Genomic DNA, 19,624 nt, shown 5'->3' on the forward strand with positions numbered 1-19,624 from the left:
TTTCGGCCCCTTTTTGGCGGGGGCCGGGTCGCCTACATCCACTGATGCATTCTGGTTGACATTCTAATATAACTTTTGCAGTTGGCGTGGACGAAGGATGGGATTTTTCATGGATCTAGACCCCTCGACCTTGAACCGGGCGCTGCCGCTGCGCGACCAGATCTACAACAAGATCCGCAATATGATCGTCGTCGGACGGCTGAAGCCGGGCGAGATCATCAACGAGGTCGCGATCGCCGAGGCTCTCGGCGTTTCGCGCACGCCGGTGCGCGAGGCGGTCAAGCGCATCAGCGACGAAGGGCTGGTCAAGATCCTGGCGCAGACCGGAACCTATGTCGCACCGATCAGCCGCGCCGATCTTGAAGAAGCCTACGTCATCCGCCGGGCGCTGGAGATGGAAAGCGCCAGGCGCGCCGCCGTCAAGCTGACGCCGCAGGCAGCCGAACTCCTGGAAGACAACATGGCCGCGCACAAGCTCGCCATTGCGCGCGGCCGCTATGCCGTGGCGATCCAGCTCGACGACGTCTTCCACCGCACCATCGCCGAGATCTGTGGCCTGCCGATGATCTGGCGGGCGGTCGACATCTCCAAGGCGCAGATGGATCGCGGCCGCTACCTCGCCATCCCCGAGCCGGGCTATGGCGAACAGACGATCGAGCAGCACGAGGCCATCCTCGACGCGCTTACGCGCCATGACGCCGAGGGCGCGGCGCAAGCGATGGAGAGCCATCTGGAGACCTCGTTCCGCAACACGCTCGAAGTCGCCGCCGACCTGCTCGATTGAACGACCGCGCGACAGAACCAGGCGAGACCAACTGATGATGAGAATGGGGCTTTGCATCGGCCTGAAGGCCGAGACGATGGTTGAGTACAAACGTGTCCACGCAGCCGTGTGGCCCGGGGTGCTCGAAATCATCAGTCGCGCCAACATCAGGAATTATTCCATCTTCCTGCGCGAGCCGGAAAACCTGCTCTTCGCCTATTGGGAGTATCACGGCGACGATTTCGCAACGGACGCCGCGCGCATGGGCGAAGAGCCGGCGATGCGCAAATGGTGGGAGCTGTGCGACCCGATGCAGCAACCGTTGCCGACCCGCGCGCAAGGCGAATGGTGGGCGGCGATGCAGGAAGTCTTCCACCTGGACTGAGTGCTTGCCGCGCCGGCCGAGATCGATCCAACCGTACGCGCGAAGGCGGACGCCCTGCCACTCGTGACCGCATCTCCCGCCGCCACGCGCGAGGCGTAGTCCACAGCCTGATCCCCACTCCGCGCCCCGCGTCGGGCTTCGCAGCTTGACCACTGACATTCTATTATATTAGTATTCTGAATCACCGATATCTCGCCGCGGGACTGGCGAGCGCTTTCTTCAGAGACTTTGGGAATGACACGCTTCATCAGGCTTTCGCCCGCCGACAACATCGTCCTGGCGGTCGACCCACTGGCAACCGGCGAAAAGGCCGACGATGTCACTGCCCGGGCGCGCATCCCGCGCGGCCACAAGATGGCCATGCGCGACATCGCGGCGGACGAGCCGATCGTGAAATACGGCCAGACCATCGGCTTCGCGCGCGGCTCGATCACGGCCGGGGATTGGGTGCACGAGCACAATGTCTATCTGCGCGATTTCGAGCGTGACTACGGCTATGGCTCGAACGCCAGACAGACGGCTATGCTTCCCGATGATGAGCGGTCCACCTTCATGGGCTACCGCAGGCCGAACGGCAAAGTCGGCACGCGCAACTACGTCGCCGTCCTGACCTCGGTGAACTGCTCGGCCAGCGTCGCGCGCTTCATCGTCGAGGAGGTCAATCGTTCCGGCATCCTGCGCGACCATCCCAATATCGACGGCATCATCTCGCTGGTGCACGGCACCGGCTGCGGCATCGACACCAAGGGCCCGGCCTACGATCTGTTGAAGCGCACGCAATGGGGCTTTGCCACCAATCCCAATGTCGGCGGCGTGCTGATGGTCGGGCTTGGCTGCGAAGCCTTCCAGATCCCGCGCTGGATGCAATCCTACAACATCGAGGAGAGCACCACTTTCCGCACCATGACGATCCAGGAGACCGGCGGCACGCGCAAAACCGTCGAGGCCGGGGTACGCGCCATCGTCGAGATGCTGCCGACCGTCAACGCCGCCGAGCGCACGCCACAACCGGCGTCCGAATTGGTGCTGGCGCTGCAATGCGGCGGTTCGGACGGCTATTCCGGCATCAGCGCCAATCCAGCGCTGGGCGCCGCGGTCGATCTGCTCGTCGAGCAGGGTGGGACGGCCGTGCTTTCGGAGACGCCCGAGATCTATGGCGCCGAACATCTTTTGACCCGTCGCGCCGAAAGCCACGCTGTCGGCGAGAAGCTGATCGAACGCATCCGCTGGTGGGAGGATTACACCGCCAGGCACGACATGGAGATGAACAACAACCCTTCGCCCGGCAACAAGCTCGGCGGGCTGACGACTATCCTGGAGAAGTCGCTCGGTGCGTCGGCCAAGGGCGGCACCACCAATTTGCGCGCGGTGCTGGAATATGCCGAGCCGATCAACGAGCGCGGCCTCGTCTTCATGGACACGCCCGGCTACGACCCAGTCTCGGCAACCGGCCAGGTGGCCGGTGGCGCCAACATATTGTGCTTCACCACCGGGCGCGGCTCGGCCTTCGGCTGCAAGCCGACGCCGTCGATCAAGCTCGCCTCGAACTCGTACATCTTCGAGCAGATGCGTGAGGACATGGACATCAACTGCGGCGACATACTGGACGGCGTGACGCTGGCGCAGAAGGGTCAGGAAATCTTCGAGGAGATCCTGCGCGTCGCTTCCGGCGGCCGAACCAAATCGGAAGCGCTGGGCTATGGCGACAACGAGTTCGTGCCGTGGAGCCTCGGCGCGACGATGTAGCCCTGCCCCTCGGCTCCGCGCCTAGGAAATCAGGCCCCTGCCCTCAAGCGCCTGCCACAGCTCGTTCGGCAGCGCCTGCTCGAACCAGCCGACATTCTGGCGCACGCGATCGGGATGCTTGGCACCGATCAGCACGGAGGTCACGGCCGGATGCCTGAAGGGGAACTGGATGGCGGCCGCGGCGAGCGGCACGTCGAACGCGGCGCAGGCGGCCGCCAGTTCATCCACTTTGCGGGCAACCTCCTGCGGCACGTCCTGGTAGTTGAACTTGCGGTTGCCGCTGTTGCCGGCGGCGAGGATGCCGGAATTGAAGACGCCGCCGATGACGATCGCCATGCCCTCGTCCAGCGCCTTCGCCAGCAGTGCATCCGCGTTCTGCTCCAGCAGCGTGTGACGACCGGCAAGCAAGGTGCAATCGAGACGCGCCTCGTTCATGGCGTCGAGCACCACTTCGGCTTCGTTCACGCCGAGCCCGAAGCCGCCGATGATGCCGGCGTCACGCAAATCGGCAAGTGCCCGGAAGCCGCCGCCCTTGGTCAGGGCCGACCAGTGGAAGCCGGCGGCATCGGCATGGGTGACCCGGCCGATGTCGTGGACGAACAGCATGTCGATCCGCGCCCGCCCCATGCGCTGCTGGCTGTCGTCGAAGCTGCGCATGATGGCGTCGTAGGAATAGTCGAAGACCTCGCGCAACGGCAGGCCGTTGTGCCACCCGGAATCGAGCGGGTTCTTCTCGGCCTCCGGGGGCAGCGGCCGTCCAGGCCGCTCGCGCGCCATCAACCGGCCGACCTTGGTGCTGACGACGACAGGCGCCTGCGGCACGCGCTCGCGCAGAAAGTAGCCGAGCATATGCTCGGCCCGGCCAAGGCCGTACATCGGGGCAGCGTCGAAATAGCCGATGCCGGCATCGAGCGCCGCCTGCAGCGTCGTGATCGCGGTCTCGGCATCGACAGGCGCATAGAGCCCGCCGAGCGATGCACAACCCATGCCCAGTGCCGTCAGTTGCAGCCCCGTGGCGCCCACGGCGCGCCGCTCAGTAACCTTCACGCGAATCCTCCTCGAGCCCGTCCGGATAATTCCGGAGATGATGCTTGCGAGGCTTGTTACACTAATATAACAAAGTCGGGCAAGTCGGATCGAAGCCCGGACGGACCAACCGTTCCGCGCATCGCAAAACGGTGTTCGCCACCTTGGAATCCGCAACCAAATTGGACGGGAGGAAACGCTCGATATGAACAGGATCGATCTGGACGGTCAACACGCGGTGGTGACCGGGGGGGCCCAGGGACTGGGCTTCGCCATGGCCAAACGCTTTGTCGCCTCGGGCGCGACCGTGACGCTTTGGGATATGGACGAAGCGCGCCTCGAAAGCGCCAGGAAAGAACTCGGCAAGGCCGCCACCACCGTGGTTGTCGACATCGCGGACTGGGACGCGGTGGATGCGGCTCGCGCCAGGACCGAGGCGGTCGCCGACAAGATTTCCATCGTCGTGAATTCCGCCGGCATCGCCGGACCGGCCGTGCCGCTCGACGTTTACGACATCGAGACGTGGAAGAAGATCATCGACATCAACGTCAACGGCACCTTTTACGTCAACCGCGCCGTGGTACCCGGCATGAAGGAGCGCAATTACGGCCGCATCGTCAACATCGCTTCGGTCGCCGGCAAGGAAGGCAACCCGAATGCCGCCGCCTATTCGGCGTCGAAGGCGGCCGTCATCGGCCTGACCAAGTCGCTCGGCAAGGAGCTGGCGCAATACGATATCGCGGTGAACTGCATTTCGCCCGCCACCGCGCAGACGCGCATCCTCGAGCAGCTCACGCCCGAGCATATCGAATATATGCGCTCGCGCATTCCGCGTGGCCGACTGCTCGAGGTCGACGAGGCCGCCGCGATGGTCGCGTGGCTTGTCTCGAAGGAGAACAGCTTCACCACCGCCTCGACATTCGACCTGTCGGGCGGACGCACCACCTACTAACTGCGTTGCAAGCACCCGCACGCCGGGCGAGGCCGGCACGCGGCCATTGAGAGAGCGAGGAGTGTCATGAGTCGATCGCCCAAATTCGCCGCAAGCGTCATCATCCCGACCTACAATCGCGAAGAGATGCTTTACCAGAACCTGAGGTCGCTGCAGGCCAGCAACATCCCGAAGGATGATTTCGAGATCATCGTCGTCGACGACGGCTCGTCCGACAACACGCTGGATGTGGTGCGCAACTTCACCGGCGGCCCGCAGATCCGCTATGTCTATCAGCAGGACAATGGCTACCGGGCGGGCCGCGCGCGCAATCTCGGCATCGAGCTTGCCGAAGGCGAGGTCTGCATCCTGCTCGACTGCGGCATCGTCGTCTCGCAAGGGTTCGTGAAGGCTCACATAGGCGCGCACGCCAAGCCAAATCAGGTCGTGCTTGGCTACCTCTATGGCTTCTCCAACACCGACGATCACGCCGAAGAACTGCAGGCCGCCATCGATGCGCTCGATCTCAACGATGTCGACGGCACGATCGGCAGGCTGCGCGAGACCGGCCGCTTCCCGGACCTGCGCGAAAAGAACTACGCCGCCTGCAACGACGTGATGATGGACCTGCCGGTGCCATGGGCGATCGCCTGGTCGGGCAACATCTCGGTGCGCCGCGAAAAGCTCGGCGACCGTTTCCGGTTCGACGAGAACTACCGCACCTGGGGCGCCGAGGACATCGACTTCTCACTGTCGCTGTTCGAGAGCGGCGCCGAGTTCTCGATCTGCCGCGCGGCATGCGGCATCCACCTGCCGCATCCGAAATCGCATGAGGTCAATTCGCGCTCGTCGCGACCGAACAAGATCTATCTGCACAGCAAGTTCGGCCGGCCGGAGACACAGCATCTCATCGATGTCCAGTCCTGGGAGCTCAACGCCTTCCTGATGAACAAAAGAGCGGCAAGCGCCGCATAGCGAAACCGGAGACACTCTATGAAATTCCTTCGCTATGGAGCGTCCGGCTCCGAACGTCCCGGCGTGCTCGACCGGAACGGGCATATCCGCGACCTCAGCGGCATCGTCGACGACATAAGCGGACGGTGGCTCGCCGATCTCACCTGGGCCGAGAAGCTCTACATCGAAAGCCTTCCCCTCGTCGCGGGCGAACCGCGCCTCGGACCGTGCGTGGCGGGCACCGGCAAGTTCATCTGCATCGGGTTGAACTATGCCGATCACGCGGCGGAGTCAGGACTGGAAGTGCCGCCGGAGCCGGTGATCTTCATGAAGGCGACCTCCGCGATCTGCGGTCCCAATGACGATGTCCTGATCCCGCGCGGCTCGACTGCTACGGACTGGGAGGTCGAGCTCGGCGTGGTCATCGGCAAGCCGGCGAAATATGTCACGCAGGAACAGGCGCTCGATCACGTCGCCGGCTATTGCGTCATCAACGACGTCTCCGAGCGGGACTTCCAGACCAAGCGCTCAGGGCAGTGGACCAAGGGCAAGTCCTGCGACACGTTCGGTCCGATCGGCCCCTGGCTGGTGACGCGCGACGAGGTCGCCGACCCGCAGAAGCTCAAAATGTGGCTCAAGGTCAGCGGCGAGATGAAGCAGAGCGGCTCGACCGCAACGATGGTCTACGGCGTCGCGCATGTCATCAGCTACCTGTCGCAGTTCATGACGCTGCATCCGGGCGATATCGTCTCGACCGGCACGCCGCCCGGCGTCGGCCAGGGTTTCAAGCCGCCGCGTTATCTCCGGGACGGCGACATCGTCGAGCTGGGGATCGAAGGGCTCGGCACGCAACGGCAGGTTTTTCGCGCCGACAACTGACAAGAGATAAAAGGGCCGCCGGAGCGGCCCTTTTCTACGAGCGGGATATTTCGGCGACGACGAGCTCCGCCAGCTCGCCGAACGGCCTGGTGAAGATGTCCTCGAGTTCGGGCCGGAAGCCGAACGCGGCCTCGATGCGGCCGGCGAGCACCGGCGCCATCAGCGAGTCGCCGCCAAGATCGAGGAAATGATCCAGCGGCCCCACGGCATCGCATTTCAGGATCTTCTCCGCTTGTTCGAGGATCAAGCTTTCAACCGCGAACCGATCCACACTCAGCATACCGTCCATTCCTCGTACCTCCTTGGAAGTGTCCTCAACCGTCCACGGCATCCGCGCCGGCCAATTGCGGTTGCACGCGTTCCTGCCAGATCCGGTCCTTGTATTCGGCATCGTCGAGGATCGGTTGTGGCGGCGCCAGGATGCGCGCGACATGGGCGCCGGAATCGTCCACAAAAAGATCGCGGCCGATGGCCGAGACGAGCTGCGGTATGCCGTGACGCATGCCGCTGACCTCGCCGGGATTGCGGCCGTTGCTGAGCGTGGCGCCGGCGCTGAAGAAATGGATGTTGCGGAGGAACGGCGCGGTGCCCGGCTCTTTCTCGGCGAAAGCGAAGCCCGGCGACAGATAAGGATAGCGCGACAGCTCGGCATTCTCCTCGCCGGGTTCCGGCCGGTAGCGATCGCGCCACAGCGCGATCCGTTCGACAAGGCCTGCCAGTTCCGGCCGTGCAGTGAGATCGACGCTGTAGCCTGTGCCGGCAATGACGAAGTCGAACCGAAGCCCACTGTCGCGGCCGGCCAGCTTGAGGCGGACGGCGCCGCTGTCGAGGCTGAGCGCGGGATCGCGCGCGCCGAGATGGAGGTAAAAATTCTCGAACTTCCGCACCCGGCGCACGGTATCCGGCACCGGGCCCTGCGCGCGGCGGCAAAGCACGCTCATAATGCGCCAGCGATCGCGGTCGGGCAGCTCGCGGAAATGCTCGACGGAGCCGGGATAGTAGAGCTTGCGCATCAGCGAGTAGCGCTCGATGTCGTCATGCCGGCAGAAAAGATGCACGTCGGCGGCTCCGCTTTCGAGCGCGACGGCGGCGGCGTCGAAAGCCGCCGACGCGGCGCCGAAGATCGCGATCCGGCGGCCTTTCAGCGGCTCGAAATCGATCTGCGCTTCGGCATGGGCGTAGAGAGGAGCAGGCAGCGTCGACCTGATGAAGGCCGGCATGTTGGTGCTGCCGCTGCCGGCGAAGCCGGTGGCCAGAACCAGCTTGCGGCAGGTCTCCTCCACAGGGCGGCCGGCAACAGAGAGGCGAAGCCGCAAACCACCTTCGACAGGATCGACGCCTTCAAGGCGGGTCTGGAATCGGATACTGACGCCGGTCGCCGCGCGATACCATTTGAGATAGGCGGCCCAGTCGAGGCGCGGAATGAAGGCCAGGCTCGCGAAGGCCGCCTCGCCGTGACGCGCCTCGTACCAGGCCTGGAAGCCGAGCTCGGGTATACCAAGCTCCGGTCCGGGCAGCAGCTTGGGCGAGCGCAGCGAATTCATGCGCGCCGTCGTCAGCCAGACACCCTCCCTGCCCTCGTCGGCGGCGTCGATCACGCTCGTCCCGGCAATGCCCGCACGCCGCAGCGCGAAGGCGATCGCAGCACCTGATTGGCCGCCGCCAACCACGACCACATCATGGTCGATGCCTGAGCGCTCCGGCACCCAATTGTCGGGCCGCGCGCCGTGCAGCCGCAAGGCGCGCGCGACTGCTTCGTCATGCCTGGCAATCGAAGCGGCGCGCGCTGTCGCCGACAGGTTGTTTTGCGCACGAATATCGGGCTCGCTCCGCATCGATCCTCCTCGCCGACCCGTTCTCGCATTTGCCGACCGTCCTGGTCTCCGCCCGCAGAGCGAGCCGAGACGAAAGACAGTCCAACACCGGGCTTGCCGCGATTATTACACTAATATATTAGAACCATGCAAGGCGCCGATGGCGGAAGACGCCGGCTCGCAAGGGAGGAGAGGCGAGATGTTCAACGACGTTGTGCGAAACGACAACCAGGCCTTCCTGCTCGAAGGCATCCAGCAGGCCTACTGGGTCGGCCAGAGTGGCGCGATCGAGCTCAGCACGCCGGCGCGCTACTATGTCGAAGCGGACATTCCGGCGGTTCTCGGCGACGGCCTGACGCGGGCCTTGGCGAGGCTGGTCGAGCGGCACGACATGCTGCGCGCCGTCATCCATCCCTCCGGCACTCAGGAGATCCTGCGCGACGTCGGTCCCTATGAGATCGTCATCGAGGATCTGCGCACCCTTCCCGATGCCGAGCGCGCATGGCGGCTGGATACGCTTCGCGGCGAGATGAGCGAAGCGGAGATACCGTCCGACACATGGCCGCAATTCGACATTCGCGCGACGCGCAGCGACGACGGGCTGCGCCTGCATATGCGCTTCGCGCTGTGGATGATGGATGGCTGGAGCTTCCGCATACTGCTGCAGGAATTGCTGGCGCTGAGCGCCGACCCGGCCGCCCGCCTGCCGCCGATCGAGATGTCGTTCGCCGACTATGTCGAAGCACAGAACGCGGCGCGGCAAGGACCGCGCCGGCAAAAGGCCTGGGATTATTGGCAGCCCCGGCTTGCCGACTTTCCCGGACCGCCGGCCTTGCCGCTGACCCGGTGGCCCGGCGACGGGCAACGGCCCCGCTTCCGTCATGTCAGCCGCACCTTCACAGCCACCGAATGGAAGAAAATCGTCGACATCTGCGCCAAATCGCGCGTCACGCCCAGCCTGCTCGGCTGCGCCGTCTATGCCGACGTGCTGGCGCGCTATGCCGGCAGCCAGCATTTTGCCATCACCGTGCTTCACTCGGGACGGTTCCAGCATCTGCCACGCTCGGCCAATGTCTTCGGCAATTTCGGCACCACAATCCTGCTCGAAGTCGACGCCTCGCGCGAACGTTCCTTCCTCGAGCGGACGAAAGCCATGCAGCGCCAATTCTGGCGCGATTGCGAGCGCATCGAAGTGAGCGGCCTCGACGTCACCCGCGCCATGCAACAGCGCGCCGGCAGCGGCCCCGGCGTCAGCATCCCGGTGACCTTCACGACAGTCACACCGACTGCCGAACCCGATGATCGGCCTCGCGCACGCATCGATCACACATCGGCCCGTCTCGACGTGCCGCAGGTCTATCTCGATCACCAGATGCATGTCTTCGAAGACGGCTCAGTGATCTTCAACTGGGACTATGTCGAGCAGATTTTTCCGGCCGGCTTCGTCGAGGAACTTTGCGACGCGCATCACCGCCTGATGTCTCGCCTGGCGAATGACGATTCGCTCTGGCACGAGAGGGAACCGGCGGCAGGAGACTGCCCCGCGCCGGTACGCGCCGAGATCCCCCATGCCGAATTCCAGCGCCTGGAGCAAAGCTTCGAGCAACAGGCGGTTCGCCATCCGGACCGGCTGGCGGTGATCGCCGGCGAACGGCGCATGAGCTACGGCGAATTGCGGCGGCGCGCGCTGGGCATCGCGCGCATGTTGCGTGCACGGAACGTACAGCCTGGACAGTTGGTGGCGGTGTCGATGGGCAAGGGCTGGGAACAGGTCGCCGCCGTGCTCGGCATCCTCTATGCCGGCGCCGCCTATGTGCCGATCGACCCGGAGCTTCCGCAAGAGCGCCGCAACCTGCTTTTTTCCGGCAGCGGCGCGACCATCGCGCTGACGCAGCAAAGCCTCGACAGCTCGCTCGCCTGGCCAGCCGGGCTTGAGCGGATGGCCGTCGACGCGCTCGCCGATCAAGAGACCGATGCGATCGTGTCAGCCGACGGCACGACGGCCGACCTCGCCTATGTGATCTTCACCTCCGGCTCCACGGGCATGCCCAAGGGCGTGATGATCGACCATCGCGGCGCGGCCAACACGATAGCCGATCTCAATGCCCGCTATGGGGTGAACCACGACGACAAGGTGCTGGCGCTTTCGTCGCTGAGCTTCGACCTTTCGGTCTACGACATTTTTGGCACGCTGGCCGCCGGCGGCGCGATCGTCATGCCGGACGCGACGCGGGCCAAGGAGGCCTCGCACTGGCGCGACCTGGTGCAAGAGCATGGCGTGACGATCTGGAACTCGGTTCCGGCGCTGATGCAGCTTGCCGTCGAGGGCACGCATGGCGCGATCATGCCGTCGCTGCGGCTGGTCATGCTCAGCGGCGACTGGATCCCGCTCAACCTGCCGGAACGCATCCGTCCGGCCGCGCCCAATGCGGCGATCTTCAGCCTCGGCGGCGCCACCGAGGCATCGATCTGGTCGATCCTCTATCCCATCGGCAGGATCGATCCGGAATGGCGCTCCATCCCATACGGGCATGCCATGGAGCATCAGTCGATCCATGTGCTGGACGGCGATCTCGCTGTCTGCCCGCCCTGGGTTCCGGGCGACCTCTATATCGGCGGCATCGGCGTCGCGCTCGGCTACTGGCGCGATGAGGCCAAGACCGCGACGAGCTTTATAACCCATCCGGTGACCGGCGAGCGCCTGTACCGTACCGGCGACCTGGGCCGCTATCTCGGCGACGGCGAGATCGAGTTCCTCGGACGCAAGGATTTCCAGGTCAAGATCCAGGGTTTCAGGGTCGAGTGCGCGGAGGTCGAGGCTGCGCTGCTGGCCGGGACGGAGGTCGGGGCAACCGTCGTCTCGGCCGCCACCGACAGCGCCGGAACACGCCATCTGGTTGCCTATGTCGTGGCCAAGGACCAGCAGCGCGGGCTGGACACGGCAGCCTTGCGGGAGCGGCTGCGCGCGACGCTGCCCGCCTATATGGTGCCGACCTTCTTCCTTCCGCTCGACAGGCTGCCGCTCAGCGACAATGGCAAGGTCGTGCGCTCGGCTTTGCCCAAGCCTGACTTCGGTTCGCGCGAAAGCGTCGAGCGCGCCTACGCGCCGCCACGCGCAGGTCTCGAAGAGGGCGTCGCGGAACTGTGGCGCGATGTGCTCGCTATTTCCGACATCGGCCGCGAGGACAATTTCTTCGCGCTCGGCGGCTCCTCCTTCGCCGGCATGCGATTAATGGCAAGGCTTGAGGAGCGGTTTGCGCAGCGCGTCTCGTTCCCGACTTTGATCGCACACCCGACGGTGGCCGGCCTGGCCGCGGTGCTGCGTGACGGCGGCAGCGCACATGAGGCGCGGCTGGCGATCCCGATCCGTGCCGGCAACGACGACCCCGCCCTGTTTTGCGTCCACCCGATCGGCGGCAATGTCATGTGCTACGCCGCGCTCGCCCAGGCGCTGCCGCCCGGACGTGCCGTCTATGGCATCCGCGCATCGGGACTTACCTCGGAGGCGGAGGCGACGCTCGCTTCGATCGACGCTATGGCGGAGCGCTATATCGACGAAATAAGATCAATCCAGCCCGACGGCCCCTATCATCTGCTGGGCTGGTCGCTCGGCGGCCTGGTCGTGCAGGAGATGGCGCGGCGCCTTGCGGCGGACGGAGAGACGCTGGGTGTCGTCGCGATGATCGACAGCGCGGTGCCAGAGCGTCGCGCGGCCGATGAGCAGCAACCCGGACCCTTCCGGCGTTTCGTCGCTGATCTCGCGGCATCAGCAAACCTTGCCCTCGACAGTCGTCCTGAAGAGCTGGACAGATTGTCAGAGGAGGAGCGTATCGCCTGGCTGGCACGGCAATTGGAACGGAGCGGGATGCCGACCGGCAATGCCGCGCTCAAGGCGGTACACGATGTCTTCCAGGCAGGCTCCAAAGCCCTCGATGCGCACCGTCCCCGGTCGACGGATGTCGCCTTGCTGTTGTTTGCCGCGGCACAGCGCGACGACCTCATGCGAGTGCGGGAAGAATGGCGCGATCTGCTCGCCGGCATCGAGATCATCGAGATGGACGCCGACCACTACACGATCATGCGCGCGCCGGTGATCGATGCGATCGCCATGCGGATCGCCGGCATCATGACGAAGGCAGAGAATGGAACGCATGCAGCTTCGCCGAAGACCGCCACCAAGGCGGCAGCCGATTCCGGTCACTCAATCCAGCCTTGAGGCAATGGCCAGGGACCGGCTCCTTCCGGTCTGGAGCAGACCGGCGCCTTTGACAGCGCGGCAGCGATCAATCCCGATTGATGACGCGCGTCTGCCTTGCGTTCAAACTCAGCTGTCCACCCGCTGGGGCAGCCGCGACACCGACAATGTGCTCCTCGGTCGGTCGCAGGGTCCTCAACCGCCAGCGCGCAGGGTCGTCATCGATGGCGCCGGCGAAGGACATGGTCGGCGGAGACGACGCGATATCCAGGCAGATCTCTTGCACCGGCAGCGACAATCCCATGCCGCGAGCCTTCACATAGGCCTCCTTCAGCGTCCAATGCGCGAAGAAGAATTCCGGCTGCAGGTCGCGCGGCAGCTTGGCGAAACGCTCCTTCTCCACTGGGGCAAGCACGACCGGCGCCAGTTCGTCGAGACCGGCATCGCGGTCGCGGCGCTCGACGTCGACCCCGATCTCCTCGATGGCTCCGACCACGCAGGCGACCAGACCGCGCGTGTGCGAGAGATTGAAATGCAGGTTGGCGACGCCGAGCTCGGGATCGAGGAATGGACGCTCGTTCCGGTTGGCGAGAAATCGCCAATCCTGCGGCGCGATGTTCCGGTAGCGCGAGAGCGTCGTGCGCACGAGGCCGCGCCCGGCCAGGTATTGAAGTCCGGCATCCCGAGACTTGAACGCCTCATAGCGTTGCCGTTCGAGCGGGCTCGACAACCGCAGGCAGGCAGCTTGTTCCTCTTCCGTGAAGTCCTCGAGCCTCGCATACCAGAGATCGATGCGGTTCGGGTCCGCGGTTTCCTTCGTCATCGCCGATCCCGCAGGCGCCAAACGTCGACCAGTTCCTGCGCGCCGGGCTCGCGTTGTTCCGCAATCCATCGACGATAGAAAGGCTGAAGAAATTCCATGCGCGTGTTCATGTTTCCCGGACAGGGATCACAGTTCAAGGGGATGGGCAAGGACCTGTTCGACACGAGTGCGATGTTTGGACCGCTCGAAAGCCGGATCGATCGCATCGCCGGATTTTCAGTTCGCCAGATGTGTCTCGAGGGCGACGAGGAGACGCTGAGGCGCACCGAGGTGACCCAGCCTTGCCTCTACGTCGTCAACGCCCTCCACCACGAAAAGCTTGTCGCCGCTGGTGTGGCGCCGCACTGGCTGGTTGGCCATAGCCTCGGTGAGTACAACGCCCTGCAGGCGGCCGGCGCCTTCGATCTGCTCAATGGCCTGCGCATGGTGGTGCGACGCGGGCAGATCATGGCGGGGATGCGAGCGGGCGGGATGGCGGCGGTGATCGGTCTTGCCGTCGACGCGATCCGCGAAACGCTCGCGAGACACGGCTTCGACCAACTCGACATCGCCAACCTCAACACGCCGGAGCAGATCGTGATTGCCGGTCCCACAAGCGATATCGAAAAGGCCGAAGGAGCGATGATCGGCGCTGGTGCTGCGGCCTTTATCAAACTGCCCGTGGGCGCCGCATTCCATTCGCGCGCCATGGCGCCGGCGGCCGAGATGTTCGACGATTTCCTGCGCGACTTTTCCTTCCGGCCGCTGCGCAAGACCGTGATCTCCAATGTCACCGCCCGTCCCTATCCGGATGAGAGCGATCCCGAGACGGCGATCCGCTTGCTGCTGGTCCGGCAGCTGAAGTCGATGGTGCTGTGGGAGCCATCGATCGGCTATCTCAAGGCCCGCGGCGCGACGGAATTCGTCGAGGTGGGACCGGGATCGGTGTTGACGAGAATGGCGGCCAAAATACCTGCTCTCCAACAGAGCGGACGCGCCGCCTGAGAGCCGCGATAATGCAAGCTCGAGAGGAAAGCGGGCCATGATCATCGATGCCCATCATCACCTGTGGCAGACCGCGCGCGGTGACTATCACCGGATGCAAGGCGCGCCCGATATCCTGCTGCGCGATTATGGACCTGAAGACATGGCGCCGCTGCTGAAGCGCTTTGGCGTCGGCCGCACCATCGTCGTCCAGGCGGCTGAGACGCGCGCCGAGAGCGATTTCCTGCTCGAGCTTGCGGCGCGCACCGACTTCATCGCCGGTGTCGTCGGCTGGCTCGACATGGAGGCCGACGATTTCGCCGACCAGCTTCGCCTCTACCGCGACAGACCGAAATTCGTCGGCATCCGGCCGATGCTGCAGGACCTCAAGGACGATGCCTGGATCCTGCGGCCGACCGTGCTGCGCAACCTCGGCAGGATCGCCGACAGCGGCGTCGCCTTCGATTTCCTGACCTTCCCCCGGCACCTCGCCCATATCGCCACGGCGCTTGAAAAGGTCCCGACATTGCGGGCGGTGATCGACCACATCTCGAAGCCGCCGATCGCAAACGGCGCGCTCGATCCGTGGCGGGACGCGATCGCGCACGTCGCCGCATTCGACAATGTCCACTGCAAGCTATCGGGCATGATCACCGAGGCCGATGCATCGGCGTGGACGGTCGCCGATCTCGAGCCTTACGTGCATCATGTGGTGGCTTGTTTCGGGGCGGATCGGCTAATGTTCGGGAGCGATTGGCCGGTCTGCCGGATCTCCGGCGAGTATGGCGACGTGCTGGCCGCCACCATGCTCAGCCTGCCCGCCGAACTGCGCGGCGACACCCGGATATTCTCGACCAACGCATCGCGATTCTACCGGGTCTGATCCTCACCTCTGCCTGGCGATGACCATCATGTAAAATTCCGATCATTCATCGTTGCGGATACTATTATATTAGTGTAACTCAGCCGAAAGCATAAAGTTCCACCACGACGGGCATCCGAAGCAAGGGATGCTCAGGCGCGGCGTGATTTTCGAATGACGGGAGGAGCCGTCTTCGATCAAGGCGGCTTGAAGAGGATACAATGCAACAGGCGATCTCTGAAACCCTCGTCCAGATCGCGCGGGACAGGGCCTCGCGGCTGGGCGACAAGGTGGCCTACGCGAACCTAAGGGATGGCAAGGAAGAGCAGAGGCGGATCAGCTACCGGCAACTCGATGAATCCTGCCGGCTCATCGGGGCCGCACTGCAGCGCCGGAATGCCGCTGGAGAGCGTGTTTTGCTCCTGTTTCCGCAAGGCGCCGAATTCGTGCTCGGCTTCTTCGGCACGCTCTATGGCGGCGCCATCGCGGTGCCGGCGCACACGCCCAAACCCAACAAGCGAAGCTGGGCGACATTCGAAGCGATCGTGGCCGACTGCAAGCCGCGCTTCATCCTCACCTGCCACGCCATCCGCGACAACATCGTGGCATGGTCGAAACCCTATCCGACGGTCAGCACTCTTGAGCTTCTGTGTGTCGAGGACCTCGAAAAGGAAAGCAGCGTGGACGATTGGGACGCGGCGGCCGAAGCCAGGACCGACATCGCTTTCCTGCAATACACGTCCGGCTCGACCAGCACGCCGAAGGGCGTGATGGTGAGCCACGCCAACCTCATCCACAATGCGCGTCTCACCGCTCGCCATATGGGCCATGACGAAGACACCGTGATCGTCAGCTGGCTGCCGCTGTTCCACGATCTTGGACTGATCGGCATCGTCATCCAGACGCTCTATGTCGGCGCCACCTGCTACATGATGAGCCCGGCCGCCTTCAGCGGCAATCCGGCGCTCTGGCTGCAGGCGATCAGCCGCTACCGCGCGACGTCGAGCATGTCGTCCGACTTCGGCTATCGGCTGTGCGTCAAGTCGATACGGCCGGAACAACTCGAAGGCGTCGACCTCTCCTCATGGCGCAACGCGCTCAACGCCGCCGAGTCCATCCACGCCTCGACGCTTGCCAGCTTCCAGGAAAAATTCGCACCCTTCGGTTTTGCCGAAGACGCTTTCTTTCCGGCCTATGGCCTCGCCGAGGCTACGCTGCTCAGCACCACGTCGCGGGTCGGCGAAAAGCCGGTCGTCGCCAAGGTGGACAAGGCGGCGCTGGCGCGCGGCATCTTCATTCCCACCGAGGACGCGGATGCGGTGGAACTGGTCAGCTCGGGACGCCCGGCCGACGACATGGAGGTGGCCATCATCGATCCCGAGACGCAGTCGCGCTGCGCGGACGGCGCGATCGGTGAGGTGTGGGTGCGCGGCGCAAGCATCGCGCGCGGCTATTGGCAGGCGCCCGACGCCAGCCGGCAGACTTTTGCGCAGAGCCCGGCCGAGGCGACCGAGCCGCACTTCCTGCGCACCGGCGATCTTGGCTTCCTGTGGAACAAGGAACTGTTCATCGCCGGACGGCTCAAGGACCTGATCATCTCGCGCGGCCGCAACATCTACCCGCAGGATATCGAGCTCACCGTCAAGGACAGCCATCCGGCGTTTCGCACCGTCAATGGTGCCGCCTTTTCGATCGAACGCGACGACGGCGAAACGATCGTCGTCGTGCATGAGATCGAGCGCACGGCGCGCAACGCGATCGATCTCGCCGAGCTTGAAAAGACTGTCCGCGCCGCCGTCTGGCAGGAGCACGACGCCAGGCTCGCCGATGTCGTCTTCATCCCGCCGGCATCGCTGCCTAAGACGACCAGCGGCAAGGTGCAGCGGCGGCTGACCAAGGCGCTGTATCTGTCCGGCGAATTGCCACTGCTCAAGCCGCGCGTGCCTGACAAGGAGCCGGCGATGGCAGCGCCCGCCGAAATGTCCTTCCCGCAAAACCACACCTTCAAGGCCGGCGAGTTGCAGCAGCGCATCCTCGCCGAAGCTCGGGCGCTGGTCGGCTCAGGCGCGGCCACCGAACCGACCGACAGTTTCGGCGCCATCGGCATCGATTCCGTCATGGCGGCGCAACTGGCGGTCAGACTGAACGACCTGCTTAGCTTGACCTTGGAGCCGACGATCTTCTGGCAATACCAGACACCGCAGCTCCTCGCCCGACACCTTGCGCCAGAGCCGGCGACCGATGCCGGCGCACAGCGCCCGACAACCCGCTCGAAGGACGAACTGCTGCGCGCCTTGAAGGTGGCGCTCGGCGAGCCGGTGCTGGAAAAGCAGGAGTAGCCGATGGCCGAGGCAGCACGTTTTGCAGGCGCCCATCCAGGCGCGACACGGCAGGACCAGCCACCCAGCGAAGCCGAAAAGCACTGGCGCGAACCCATCGCCATCATCGGCATGGACGCTCGTCTCCCCGGATCGCCGACCCTGGCGGACTATTGGGACAATCTGGCGGCATGCAGCGACTGCGTCGGGCCTGTTCCGGAGGGACTGCATTCCGACCGAGCCGCACGGCGGCAGCCCGGCATCGCCGAGGGCGGTTTCATCGAGGACGTAGATGCCTTCGACGCCGCCTTCTTCGGCATATCGCCCGACGAGGCGCGGCTCATGGACCCGCTGCAGCGCATAGCGCTGGAATCGGCCTGGCATTGCATCGAGGACGCCGGCTATCGCGCGACGGATCTGGCGCGCGGGCGCACGGGCGTGTTCCTCGCCACCGGCAAGTCCGACTACGAAGAACTGCTCTACCGCAGCGACATCGCGCCCGACAAGGAATTGGCGACGGGCGTGGCGAGCGCGGTGATGGCCAATCGCATATCGTTCGCGCTTGGGCTGACCGGCCCGAGCTTGGCCATCGATTCCGCCTGCTCCGGTTCACTGGCGGCGCTGCATATAGCGGCTCAGGCAATCCGCGCCGGCGACTGCACGAGCGCGATCGTGGGCGCCGCCAACCTCATCCTCGCTCCGACCTTGTCGCGCTCGCTGAAAGCGGAAGGAGCGCTGAGCCCGGATTGCCGGACACGGAGTTTCGATGCTGCCGGCAACGGCTATGCGCGCGGCGAAGGCGTGGTCACGCTCCTGCTCAAGACGTATGCGCAGGCCCTGGCCGACGGCGACAACATCTATGGCCTGCTGATCGGCTCGGCGATCAGCCATGGCGGCCGCGCCAACTGGCTGACGGCGCCGAACCCGACGGCGCAAAAGCAGCTCATCGCCACGACGTGGCAACGGGCCGGCATCGACCCGCGCACCGTGACCTATATCGAAGCCCACGGCACCGGCACACCGCTTGGCGACCCGATCGAATTCAATGCCATCCGCATGGCGTATGAGGAGCTCGCCGGTCGCGGCGAAAGTATTGCGCACCGCTGCGGCGTCGGTTCGGCAAAGGCCAGCATCGGCCATCTGGAAGCGGCATCGGGGCTCGCCGGCGTGGTCAAAGTGCTCTTGGCGATGAAGCATGCCTGCCTGCCCGGCAGTCCACAGCTGCGGACGGTCAACCCGATGTGCAAGACGCAAGGCACGCCCTTCCATTTCGTGCAAAGCACTGAGCCCTGGGAACGCTTGCACGACCACGACCGAACCCCGCTGCCTTTCCGCGCCGGCGTGAGCGCCTTCGGCTTCGGCGGCGCCTGTGGCCATGTCGTGATCGAGGAAAGTCCGCCTCGTCAGCAAGGCGCTTCAGCCGTGGACGTAGCGCCGGTGTTGCCGATCCTGCCGATCTCGGCAAGGGACGCCGAGACGCTGAAGCGCATGGCCAGCCGCCTGCGGCTGCACATAGAGCGCGCACAGGACCGCGGCGCGGCGAACGCGCGGCCGGATCTGGAAGACTTCCTCTACACGTTCCAGATCGGACGCACGCCCTTGCCGACGCGCGTCGCTATCCTCGCACGGGATTGGCATGGCCTTGCCGCGTCGCTCGCCAATTTCGTCGCCGGCCGCGACGACCCGGATGTGATCGCCCGGCCCGAGACGGCAGCCCCGGCCGTCCGCGACGAGATGGAGGAGCTGTCTTTCCGTTTCGCCCGCGAATGGGTGAGCGCGGCGAAAGTGGACTTCGCCGGCCTCTACGGCGTTGGGCAGCGGCGCCGGGTTTCGGCTCCAGGCTATTGTTTCGCGCGTACCCGCTTCTGGTTCACCGACCCGAAGACGTCCGAAATGCGTCTGCAGGCTGCGGGATCGTAACGGCGCGAGAATGCCCAGCGGCGGACAGCGATGTTGAAGGTAACA

At 64.8% G+C, this 19,624-nt stretch carries 15 protein-coding genes; 11 read left to right on the forward strand and 4 right to left on the reverse strand.

The features are described 5' to 3' along the window. Positions 1-109: 109 nt before the first annotated feature. The 3 genes from LB524_RS23580 (at position 110) to LB524_RS23590 (ending at position 2,894) form a co-directional block, all read left to right on the forward strand. On the forward strand, positions 110-784 hold the full coding sequence (locus LB524_RS23580) for a GntR family transcriptional regulator (RefSeq protein ID WP_141907249.1): 675 nt from the start codon (positions 110-112) through the stop codon (positions 782-784). Between the two features lie 34 nt (positions 785-818). Further along, positions 819-1,148 carry an L-rhamnose mutarotase gene (locus LB524_RS23585; RefSeq protein WP_224530629.1) on the forward strand — a complete coding sequence of 110 codons (330 nt, stop codon included), beginning with the start codon at positions 819-821 and terminating at the stop codon, positions 1,146-1,148. 234 nt (positions 1,149-1,382) lie between these two features. After that, positions 1,383-2,894, forward strand: coding sequence for a UxaA family hydrolase (locus LB524_RS23590; RefSeq protein WP_224530633.1), 1,512 nt, complete (start codon positions 1,383-1,385; stop codon positions 2,892-2,894). Positions 2,895-2,915: 21 nt separating this feature from the next. Here the strand turns inward: LB524_RS23590 and LB524_RS23595 are convergent, their stop codons facing one another. Beyond that, positions 2,916-3,947: an aldo/keto reductase gene (locus LB524_RS23595; RefSeq protein ID WP_224530722.1), complete on the reverse strand. Its 1,032-nt coding sequence runs from the start codon at positions 3,945-3,947 to the stop codon at positions 2,916-2,918. A gap of 178 nt (positions 3,948-4,125) precedes the next feature. Between LB524_RS23595 and LB524_RS23600 the strand changes: the two genes are divergently transcribed. The 3 genes from LB524_RS23600 to LB524_RS23610 all read left to right on the forward strand — a co-directional run bounded on the left by LB524_RS23600 (position 4,126) and on the right by LB524_RS23610 (position 6,684). Next, complete coding sequence (locus tag LB524_RS23600) at positions 4,126-4,872, forward strand: SDR family NAD(P)-dependent oxidoreductase (protein ID WP_140789462.1); 747 nt, start codon at positions 4,126-4,128, stop codon at positions 4,870-4,872. Positions 4,873-4,938: 66 nt separating this feature from the next. Then, positions 4,939-5,826, forward strand: coding sequence for a glycosyltransferase (locus LB524_RS23605; protein WP_140789464.1), 888 nt, complete (start codon positions 4,939-4,941; stop codon positions 5,824-5,826). A gap of 18 nt (positions 5,827-5,844) precedes the next feature. Continuing rightward, positions 5,845-6,684, forward strand: coding sequence for a fumarylacetoacetate hydrolase family protein (locus tag LB524_RS23610; protein ID WP_224530636.1), 840 nt, complete (start codon positions 5,845-5,847; stop codon positions 6,682-6,684). A gap of 34 nt (positions 6,685-6,718) precedes the next feature. Here the strand turns inward: LB524_RS23610 and LB524_RS23615 are convergent, their stop codons facing one another. Then, on the reverse strand, positions 6,719-6,973 hold the full coding sequence (locus LB524_RS23615; protein ID WP_181171196.1) for an acyl carrier protein: 255 nt from the start codon (positions 6,971-6,973) through the stop codon (positions 6,719-6,721). Positions 6,974-6,998: 25 nt separating this feature from the next. Next, positions 6,999-8,519 carry a flavin-containing monooxygenase gene (locus LB524_RS23620; RefSeq protein ID WP_224530638.1) on the reverse strand — a complete coding sequence of 507 codons (1,521 nt, stop codon included), beginning with the start codon at positions 8,517-8,519 and terminating at the stop codon, positions 6,999-7,001. Between the two features lie 178 nt (positions 8,520-8,697). Between LB524_RS23620 and LB524_RS23625 the strand changes: the two genes are divergently transcribed. Beyond that, a complete protein-coding gene (locus LB524_RS23625) occupies positions 8,698-12,714 on the forward strand; it encodes a non-ribosomal peptide synthetase (RefSeq protein ID WP_224530642.1) in 4,017 nt (1,338 codons plus the stop codon). A 67-nt stretch (positions 12,715-12,781) separates the two neighbouring features. Here LB524_RS23625 and LB524_RS23630 read toward each other — a convergent pair whose 3' ends face one another. Beyond that, the gene (locus tag LB524_RS23630) at positions 12,782-13,516 is read right to left on the reverse strand and encodes a 4'-phosphopantetheinyl transferase family protein (RefSeq protein ID WP_181763210.1); all 735 of its coding nucleotides are present in this window, start codon (positions 13,514-13,516) and stop codon (positions 12,782-12,784) included. A gap of 96 nt (positions 13,517-13,612) precedes the next feature. Here LB524_RS23630 and fabD point away from each other — a divergent pair, with 96 nt between their 5' ends. The 4 genes from fabD to LB524_RS23650 all read left to right on the forward strand — a co-directional run bounded on the left by fabD (position 13,613) and on the right by LB524_RS23650 (position 19,579). Beyond that, a complete protein-coding gene (fabD, locus tag LB524_RS23635) occupies positions 13,613-14,500 on the forward strand; it encodes an ACP S-malonyltransferase (protein ID WP_141907462.1) in 888 nt (295 codons plus the stop codon). Positions 14,501-14,537: 37 nt separating this feature from the next. Next, entirely contained in the window at positions 14,538-15,362 is an 825-nt protein-coding gene (locus tag LB524_RS23640) for an amidohydrolase family protein (RefSeq protein ID WP_224530645.1), read from the forward strand. Between the two features lie 200 nt (positions 15,363-15,562). After that, complete coding sequence (locus tag LB524_RS23645; RefSeq protein WP_140789481.1) at positions 15,563-17,680, forward strand: AMP-binding protein; 2,118 nt, start codon at positions 15,563-15,565, stop codon at positions 17,678-17,680. 3 nt (positions 17,681-17,683) lie between these two features. Beyond that, complete coding sequence (locus LB524_RS23650) at positions 17,684-19,579, forward strand: beta-ketoacyl synthase N-terminal-like domain-containing protein (protein WP_224530648.1); 1,896 nt, start codon at positions 17,684-17,686, stop codon at positions 19,577-19,579. Positions 19,580-19,624: the final 45 nt, after the last annotated feature.

The sequence above is a fragment of the Mesorhizobium sp. ESP6-5 genome, assembly GCF_020164695.1.
Taxonomy (GTDB): Bacteria; Pseudomonadota; Alphaproteobacteria; order Rhizobiales; family Rhizobiaceae; genus Mesorhizobium; species Mesorhizobium australicum.